This is a genomic window from Priestia sp. KCTC 13724 (genome assembly GCF_056820425.1).
The window spans coordinates 1-514 of the sequence record NZ_JBXDLD010000190.1 but is presented as its reverse complement, the minus strand read 5'-3'; the positions used below and the strand labels follow the sequence as shown (position 1 = coordinate 514).

1 pseudogene is annotated in these 514 nt (G+C 35.2%); it reads left to right on the top strand.

From position 1 onward, the window contains the following. Positions 1–127: 127 nt before the first annotated feature. Positions 128–514 (top strand): annotated as a pseudogene (locus AC1UFB_RS20290) (phospholipase D-like domain-containing protein); the annotation flags it as partial.

Genomic DNA, 514 nt, shown 5'->3' with positions numbered 1-514 from the left:
AACTAATTACAAAATTATTTGAGGTGTCTCATGAGAAAAGCTCAATCTAAACAATTCCTCGTATTCCAAACGTATACTTGCTACATAGTTTGTACATGTTAAGGGAAAAACTAAGGAGGAATTTTAGTTGGAGTGGATTTTTTTTCTATACCTGTTAAATACGTTCTTTATCTTATTCATAGCAATTTGGGAAGTTCGTCGGCCAGCCAAAGCTTTGAATTGGATAGTAATCGTCCTTGTTTTGCCTGTCATTGGTTTCTTACTATATCTTAGCATATCAAATCCCAAGCTTATTCATCGTAAAAGATTGACCTCTTTTCATAATGAGTCTGATAAGTTACCTGATACATGTAGTGATTCAGCATCGATAATCGCCGATGCTTTAAGGTATTTTACTGTAGGCGGGCTTCGAGTCGGCAAAGTCCAAGTACTAAACAATGGAATAGCAAAATATGAACAACTTATCGAATCCCTACAAAAAGCCCAAAAAACCATTGATCTGGAATATTTCATC